Origin of the sequence: Nocardia asteroides (assembly GCF_900637185.1) — a bacterium.
Classification (GTDB): domain Bacteria; phylum Actinomycetota; class Actinomycetes; order Mycobacteriales; family Mycobacteriaceae; genus Nocardia; species Nocardia asteroides.
This window is the reverse complement of sequence record NZ_LR134352.1, coordinates 4597811-4605613: the sequence shown is the minus strand read 5'-3', so window position 1 is coordinate 4605613 and position 7803 is coordinate 4597811. Positions and strand designations below refer to the sequence as shown.

The following is a 7803-nucleotide window of genomic DNA, read 5'->3' as shown; positions in this document are numbered from 1 at the left end:
GTCGCGGAGGATTACGACACCCGCGAGATGCCGATCCAGACCGCAGCGCCCCGGCCCGCCGCGGCGGCCGAGGCGCCGCCGCGGGCTCGGTTCATCCGCGACAGCGCGATCGTGGCCCACCGCAATCTGCTGACCATCCTGCGGGTGCCGACGCTGCTGGTGACCGCGACGGTGCAGCCGCTGATGTTCGTGTTCCTGTTCGCCTACATCTTCGGCGCGTCCCTGGGCGGCGACCAGTACCGCGAATTCCTGCTTGCGGGCATCTTCACCCAGACGGTCGCGTTCAACGCCGCCTTCACCACCGTCGGCCTGGCGGGTGACCTGCAGAAGGGCATCATCGACCGGATGCGGACCCTGCCGATGTCGCGGCTGGCGGTGCTGATGGGCCGCACCCTGTCGGACCTGGTGGTGAACGTGCTCAGCCTCGGGGTGATGGTGATCTGCGGCTACATCGTGGGCTGGCGCATCCACGGCAGCGTCGCCGACGCCGCGCTGGCCTTCGCCATCATCCTGCTGTTCGCGTTCGCGATGTCCTGGGTCGGCGCGCTGACCGGCCTGATCTCGCCGACCGTCGAGGTCGCCCAGAGCGCGGGCCTGATCTGGATGTTCCCGCTGTCGTTCATCTCCTCGGCGTTCATCTCCGCCGAGACGCTGCCGGGTCCGCTGCGCACGATCGCGGAATGGAACCCGATCACCGCGGTGTCGGCGGCCGGGCGCAAGCTGTTCGACAACGACGCGCCGCCCTCGTTCGCCCCGGCCACCGGCTGGGCGGCCGACAACTGTGTGCTCTACGCGGTGATCTGCTCGGTGGTGATCCTGGCGGTCGCCATGCCCGCGGCCCTGCTGCAGTACCGCAAGGTCGCCAGTCACTGACGGCCGGACACGGCGAAGGCCGCCTCCCATGGGGAGGCGGCCTTCGCCGTGTGTGTCGCTCGCCCGCTAGCCGCGGCGGCGGGTCTTGAGCAGCTCCAGGCGCTCCTTGAGCAGCTCCTCGAGCTCCTCCTTGCTGCGTCGCTCCAGCAGCATGTCCCAGTGGGTGCGGGGCGGCTTGACCTTCTTGGTCTCCTGGGTGGTGCCCTCCATGAGCGTGCCCTCCTGGCCGTTGCGGCACAGCCAGGTGGGCGGGATCTCCGCGTCGTCGGCGAACGGGACATCGAACTCTTCACCGTTGTCGGTGCGGTAGCGGGCGATCCGGCGCGGGGCCAGGTCGTGGTCGCGATCGGTCTCGTAGCTCACCGCTCCGAGCCGACTGCCTCGGAGTACGCGATCTGCCATGTGTGCTCCCTGTCTTCGGCGGCGTGACGCCGCGGGTTCGCGGCCGTGGCGGTTGCGGCGCGCGAACTGGTCGTGGTCCTACCGTTAACGCGCGGGACGTCTGAACTGTTCCATTGTAGTGGAACGGGCGACGGCGCCGAGCGGGCCATGAGCCGTGCCCGCTGAGCGAGACCTGAGCCGCCCGATCGGCGCTCGGACCGCTAGGGTTTCGCAGCATGTCGCGCAGTCGCCTGCTGCCCTGCCTCTGGTGCGGGCGGGAGATCGTGGATTCCGAGTCGGGTCGCCGTCGCCGCTATTGCCGCCAGTCGTGCCGGCAGCGTGCCTACGAACACCGCACCAGCCTCAAGGGAACCGGGATTCCGGAGGACGCGGTGGTGCTGTCCGCGCAGGAGGCCGCGGATCTGGCCGACCGCTGGTTCGCCGCCCGCTGCGCCGCCGAGGACGTGGCCACCGCGGTCTCGGAGGGCGCCGAGCACGACGAGCTCGCCCAGCTCAGCGCGACGCTGTTGCAGTTGGCCAAGGAAGCCGAGCGGCTGCGCTGAATCTCGCCGTGGGCCAACGTCTTCCGGGGCATCAGGCTTCGATCGCCGTGTCGGCGCGGGCGCGCAGGTACACCGCCGTCACCCCACCGGCGACGAACAGCGCCAGCGCGGTGGCCGCGCCCGCGGTGGCCAGGTCGGGGCTGGTCAGCGGCTGCCCGCGCAGCGCCTGCCACAGCACCAGGGTGAGCAGCCCGAAGTAGCCGAGAACCGCCACCCCGAGCAGCGCCGCCCGGACCGTCTCCGTGCGCAGCCACCGGTACCGGGGAGCCAGGGCGACCAGGGCGACCGCGAGCAGCAACAGCACCTGGATGCCGTGCAGCCCGACGAAATGCGGAATGCGCAGGTCACCGCCGGTGGTGCTCCAATGGGTGAGCGGCATGGCGCCGAGCCCGTCGCGGGCCGCGTCACCGTGCGCGCCGCCGGCCCGGACGGTGTGCCCGGCCATCAGCCCGACGACGGTGCCGTCGGCCTGGCGCACCAGCTGGGGCCCGGTGAAGCCCATCAAATACCCGAGCATCATGCCCGCCACCGCCAGCCACAGGCCCGCCTTCAGGGCGATCCGGGTCGGCCGGTCGGCCAGTTTCTGCCACGAGATGATCAGGGCCAGGACCAGATTGGCGAGGAACAGCCCGGGCACACCGGAGGTGAAGACCTGCTGCCCGATCTGGTTCACCGGGTCGCTCGCGGTGTTGAAATGGCTGAAGGTGCCGCGCGCGGCCTGCAGCGCGATGAACCCGACGTCGGCGATGCCGGTGATCGCGAACACGGTGCCCAGCCACCAGGTCGCGCGGCGCCCGCGATGCGGCAGGCGCAGGATCCAGGCCAGCGTGAGTCCGTAGAGCGCGAAGGCGAGGCCGAACTTGGCGGGTTTGAGCCAGACCGATTCGCCGAGCAGTTCCCGGTCGTCGACGAGCATGCCGACCGCCGACACCAGCACCAGCGCGGCCATGAGCGCGGAGTTCACCAGCAGCGGGACATGCCAGGGCGCACGGTCGCCCCGCGCGGGCGCGGCGGGGGAGCGGAGCCGGGACAGGGTGTGGGTGAGATCGATCGTCGCCATGGCTCGACGGTAGAAATCCGATGTGCGCCAGCACCTCCCGCTGCGGGACCGTTCGATTCCGGTACCGGGGTAGGGGTCGGCCCTACCCCGGTGGGGTCAGATGCCCAGGCGCCAGATGGCGGCGTCGACCGCGCGTGGCGACACGGTCGCCACGGCCTGCAGGAGGCGGGTGTAGCGCGGGTAGAGCTCGATCGGGCGGGTGCGGATCGCCGTGCGGATCCATCCCGCGGCCTCGTCGGGGGTGAGCGCGGCCGACTCGGCGTAGTCGCCGGTGGGGGCGATCATCTCGGTGCGCACCAGCGGGAAGCCGACCGTGGTGACGTGCACGCCACGGGACCGGGTCTCGGCGCCCAGGCTGCGCCCGAACGCGCCGAGCGCCGCCTTGGATGCGTGATAGGCGGTGAACAGCGGCATCGAGCCCGCCGCGACACCCCAGGTGGCGACATTGACGACGTGCCCGTCGCCCGCCGCGAGCATGCTGGGCAGCAGGCCCATGGTCAGCCGGGCCGCGCCGAAGTAATTGAGCGCCATGGTGCGCTCGTAGTCGTGGAATCGGTCGGTGGCGTCGGCCGCGCGCCGGCGGATCGAGCGGCCCGCGTTGTTGACCAGCACGTCGACCGTGCCGTAGCGCTCGAGGACGGTCTTCACCAGGTCGTCGACGTCGGCGGGATCGGACAGGTCGCAGGGGATGGCGTCGGCGAGCCCGCCCGCCGCGCGCACCGCGTCGCGGACCTCCAGCAGCGGTTCGGGGGTGCGGGCGACCAGGATCAGGCGGGCGCCGTCGCGGCCGAGCGCGTGCGCGGCGGCCCGGCCGACTCCGGACGACGCGCCGGTCAGCAGGACGGTCTTCCCGGCGATCTCGTGCTGTTCGCCCAGCACGAAGCGCGCCACGGCGCGGGTCGCCGCGGGCGGGTTGAGCAGCAGCGATCGGGCGAGCTCTGCGAACACGGCGACTCCTGGACATCGAGGGACGGCGATCAATTGACTACCTAGTAAATTACAAACTGGTCAATTGAGTGTCAACCGTCGCCGCGCTGATGGTTGGATGGGGCGGTGAGTACAGCCGGAACCAAGGGTGTCCCGCGCCCCGAGCGTGAGCAGCAGATCCTCGACGCCGCCGTCGCCGAGATCGGCCGGGTAGGCTACGCGGGTCTGTCGCTGGCCGACGTCGCGCAGCGGGCCGGGGTGTCGAAGCCGCTGGTCTACACCTATTTCCAGTCCAAGGACGGACTGTACATCGCCTGTGTCGAACGCGCGGCCACCCTGATCTACGACGCCATCGAAACGGCCATCACCGGAGCCGACGGCCTGAGCAAGGCCGAACGGACCCTCGACGAGCTGTTCCGCGCCCTGGCGCCCCGGCCGCACGACTGGACCGTGGTCTTCGACCGTTCCCATCCGGACGAGGGCGCCGCCGCCGACGCGGTGCGCGCGGCCCGGCGCCGCATCGCCGCCCAGGCCGCGCGCGGCGTCGCCGACGCGCTCGCCGGTCTCGCCCTCACTGATCCCGACGACCTGTCCGCCTTCACCGACGTCTGGATGGGCGCGGTGACCTCACTGGTGCTGTGGTGGCTGCGCCACCCCGAGCAGACGGCGGCGCAGATGAGTGCCCGCAGCCACCGGCTGTTCGGGGCCCTGGTCACCGCGCCGCGCTGAGCGGCGCCTTCGGCGACTCCGGCAGCAGCTCCGCGAGCAGCGGTGCCCATTCGTAGCGGCGCCCGGGGAAGCAGCGGTCGAGCAGGTCGCGCATGACCGCGGGGGCGATGGACGCGCCCGGAGAGGCGCCCAGCAGACCGGCGATGGTGCCGTCGGCGCCGGTCACCAATTCCGTGCCGAAGGCCAGCACACCGCCGCGCCTGCTGTCGGGCTTGACCAGCTGGGCCCGCTGACCGGCCTGGATCAGTTCCCAGTCGGCCGGATCGGCGGTGGGGTAGAACCGCTGCAACTGGGCGAACTTGCGGCGCGGCGCGGCGAGCAGTTCGGTGACCAGGTATCGCACCAGGCCGAGGTTCTGCAGCCCGGCCGCCACCAGCGGCACGATGTTGTGCGGCCGCAACGTGGTGAACAGATCGGTCAGCTTGCCGTAACGCAGCAGCCTGGTGCTGAAGGTGGCATACGGGCCGAACAACAGCGCTGCCGAGCCGTCGACCTCGCGGCGGTCCAGATGCGGCACCGACATCGGCGGCGCGCCGAGGGCGGCCTGGCTGTAGACCTTCGCGTGGTGCTCGGCCACCACGGCGGGATTGCCCGTCCGCAAGAACTGGGCGCCCAGCGGGAACACGCCGTAGCCCCGCACTTCGGGCAGGTGCGCGCGCTGCAGCAGCCGCAGGGCGTACCCGCCCGCGCCGACGAACACGAACCGCGCGCGGACCTGGAAACGTTTGCCGCTGTCCAGGTCCCGGCCACGTACGGTCCAGATCCCGTCCTTGCCGCGGGTGAGCCCGGTGATCTCGCGATGCAGCCGCACGGCCGCACCCTGCGTCGCCATGGCCGACAGCAGCGACCGGGTCAGCGCGCCGAAGTCGACGTCGGTGCCCGCGGTGTGCCGGGTGGCGGCCATCGGCTCGTCGTCGGCGCGACCGCGCACCAGCAGCGGCGCCCACTCGGCGAGCACGGCCCGGTCCTCGGTGTACTCGAGACCGGCGAAGCCGGGCTGATCGCGCAGGGTGGCGTAGCGCTGCCGCAGGTAGGCGATGTCGCGGTCGCCGAAGACCGCGGTCACGTGCGGGGTCGGGGTGGTGAAGGTCGCCGGGTCCAGCGCGCCGCGCGCGGCCAGCGCCGTCCAGAACCGGCGGGTGAGCGCGAATTGGCCGGCGATCTCGGCCGCCTTGTCCGCGTCGGTGGGATCGGGCATGTAGTTGAGCTCGCACAGGCCCTGGTGGCCGGTGCCGGCGTTGTTCCACGGATGACTGCTCTCCGCGGCCGGCTCGCCGAGCCGTTCGAACAGCGCGATCGACCAGTCCGGCGCCAGCGTGGCGAGCAGGGCGCCGAGGGTCGCCGACATGATCCCGCCGCCGATCAGTACGGCATCGAGAATGTCTGCGCCACCGGATGTTCCGGGGTGGATGGGTGTCGTCTCGGTCATCGTCGAACCTCCCGTGAGCGGTGTACAGCCCATCCTCACGCCGCGGAGAGTGATCCGTCCAATACGGAATCGGTGAGGATATGATCCGGAAATGGATGATTTCGGTGACGCGCAGGCCCTGGCGCCACTGCTGGCGGCCTTCGACGCGGCGGCCGAGGAGGGGCACTTCACCCGGGCGGCCGACCGGCTCGGCGTGCCGCAGTCCTCGCTGAGCCGCCGGATCAAGACGGTGGAACAGCAGCTCGGGGTGGCGCTGTTCCAGCCGTCGGGCCGGGGCGTGACGCTCACCGTCCCGGGCCGCGCGCTCTACGAACACACTCGCGGCCTGGTCCGGGCCCTCGACGACGCGGTGCGCCGGGTCCGCGCCGACGCCGACCCCGACAGCGGCCTGGTGCGGTTCGGATTCCCGCTCACCCTCGGACCGGTGAGCGTCCCGTCGTTGCTGGCGCAGTTCCACACGAGAGCGCCGAAGATCCGGCTGCATCTGGTGCAGGCGCACGGGGAGGCGCTGGCCGCGCAGGTCCGCGACGGCAGGCTGGACCTGGCGGTGATGATCCCGCCGCCGCCCGACCTGCCGTCGGTACCGCTGGGCAGGCAGCGGATCGCGCTGCACGTGGCGCGCACGCATCCGCTGGCCGCGCGCGACCGGGTCGACCTGGCCGAGCTGGCCGCGGCGCCGTTCATCGCCAACCCGCCGACCTACCAGCTCCGGACCCTGCTCGACACCTGGTGCGCCGCAGCCGGTTTCACCCCGCGAGTGCTGTTCGAGATCACCGAGTTCGACACCCTGCGCGAGCTGGTCGCACTCGGCCTCGGCGTGGCACTGCTGCCCGCGGCCGAGATCGCGCACCCCGATCTGGTGGTGGTGGCCATCGATGGCGAACGCGACCGCGAGATCGGCCTGGTCTCGGGAGACCATGGGCCGACACTCGCGGTCGCGCGGCTACGGGATTTCCTGATCGCGCGCACGGCGCACATCAGTGGAGCACGGGATCAGTCCTGAGCGACACCGGCGTCGACGCCACGGGCGGCGAGCCACGGGTGCGGGTCGATCGGGGCGCCGTAGAGCGAACCGTCCGGCACGTGCACCTCGTAGTGCAGGTGGGGGCCGGTCGACTGACCGCGGTTGCCGACGGTCGCGACGACGTCACCGGCGTTCACGTGCTGGCCCGGCTGGACCAGGATCTCGTTGACGTGACCGAACACGCCGATGGTGCCGTCGTCCTGCTGGATCCGGACCCACAGGCCGAACCCGGAGGCCGGACCGGTCTCGATGACGGTACCGTCGGTGACGGCGAAGACCGGTGCGCCGATCGGATCGCCGAAGTCGATGCCGTTGTGCGCGGTGCCCCAGCGGGCGCCGTAGTAGGAGGTCAGCCTGCCGTTGACCGGGCGCACGGTGTGCGGGCGCGGCGGCGGCGGGGGCGGGGCGATGGCGGGCAGCGGGGGCAGCTCCGGCAGCGCGAGCGCCACGGCTTCGCGGTGCTCCTCCCACGGGATCGGGGCCGAGACGGGCGCGGCGCCCTGCGGGCCCTGGGCCTCGGCGGGGGTGTAGGCGGTGAAACGGTACGGCGACTGACCCGCGGCGATGGTCTCGGCGGAGCCCGCGGTGATGCTGGTGTCGGAAGCCGGGGTCTCGGGCGCACCGAAGGTGGCGGCGGAGGTTCCCACGAGTGCGGACAGAGCCACCGCACCCGCGACAACGCCTCCCCAACGGCCGGCCATGGCGTCGGAGACTCGAGCAGATAACGGGTTGGTCACGAACATGTTTCGAACGTAGCGAAACCGTGATCTCGACAGCGAATGATGTGGCTGCGATCACGAACCGCTATAACGCCAGT

At 71.5% G+C, this 7803-nt stretch carries 9 protein-coding genes; 4 read left to right on the top strand and 5 right to left on the bottom strand.

Features of this window, described 5'->3' with window-relative positions:
- Positions 1–27 precede the first annotated feature (27 nt).
- A complete protein-coding gene (locus EL493_RS21570; RefSeq protein ID WP_081723213.1) occupies positions 28–873 on the top strand; it encodes an ABC transporter permease in 846 nt (281 codons plus the stop codon).
- 66 nt (positions 874–939) lie between these two features.
- Here the strand turns inward: EL493_RS21570 and EL493_RS21565 are convergent, their stop codons facing one another.
- Complete coding sequence (locus EL493_RS21565) at positions 940–1275, bottom strand: RNA polymerase-binding protein RbpA (protein ID WP_030202367.1); 336 nt, start codon at positions 1273–1275, stop codon at positions 940–942.
- Between the two features lie 215 nt (positions 1276–1490).
- On the opposite strand from EL493_RS21565, the gene EL493_RS21560 reads away from it, so the two are divergent.
- Positions 1491–1817 (top strand): hypothetical protein, encoded by a 327-nt coding sequence (locus EL493_RS21560; protein WP_019047409.1) that lies wholly within the window; start codon positions 1491–1493, stop codon positions 1815–1817.
- A 31-nt stretch (positions 1818–1848) separates the two neighbouring features.
- On the opposite strand, the gene EL493_RS21555 is transcribed toward EL493_RS21560, so the two are convergent.
- Together EL493_RS21555 and EL493_RS21550 are read right to left on the bottom strand one after the other, a co-directional pair.
- Positions 1849–2877, bottom strand: coding sequence for a hypothetical protein (locus EL493_RS21555; RefSeq protein WP_019047408.1), 1029 nt, complete (start codon positions 2875–2877; stop codon positions 1849–1851).
- A gap of 96 nt (positions 2878–2973) precedes the next feature.
- Complete coding sequence (locus EL493_RS21550) at positions 2974–3825, bottom strand: SDR family oxidoreductase (RefSeq protein ID WP_019047407.1); 852 nt, start codon at positions 3823–3825, stop codon at positions 2974–2976.
- A 105-nt stretch (positions 3826–3930) separates the two neighbouring features.
- Here EL493_RS21550 and EL493_RS21545 point away from each other — a divergent pair, with 105 nt between their 5' ends.
- Positions 3931–4533, top strand: coding sequence for a TetR/AcrR family transcriptional regulator (locus tag EL493_RS21545; RefSeq protein WP_019047406.1), 603 nt, complete (start codon positions 3931–3933; stop codon positions 4531–4533).
- Here the strand turns inward: EL493_RS21545 and mqo are convergent.
- Positions 4517–5962 (bottom strand): malate dehydrogenase (quinone), encoded by a 1446-nt coding sequence (mqo, locus tag EL493_RS21540; RefSeq protein ID WP_019047405.1) that lies wholly within the window; start codon positions 5960–5962, stop codon positions 4517–4519. The two genes, EL493_RS21545 and mqo, sit on opposite strands and share 17 nt — an antisense overlap.
- A 91-nt stretch (positions 5963–6053) precedes the next feature.
- Here mqo and EL493_RS21535 point away from each other — a divergent pair, with 91 nt between their 5' ends.
- Positions 6054–6965: a LysR substrate-binding domain-containing protein gene (locus EL493_RS21535; RefSeq protein WP_019047404.1), complete on the top strand. Its 912-nt coding sequence runs from the start codon at positions 6054–6056 to the stop codon at positions 6963–6965.
- Here EL493_RS21535 and EL493_RS21530 read toward each other — a convergent pair.
- Positions 6956–7633 (bottom strand): M23 family metallopeptidase, encoded by a 678-nt coding sequence (locus EL493_RS21530; RefSeq protein WP_232017246.1) that lies wholly within the window; start codon positions 7631–7633, stop codon positions 6956–6958. The genes EL493_RS21535 and EL493_RS21530 overlap by 10 nt on opposite strands.
- Positions 7634–7803: the final 170 nt, after the last annotated feature.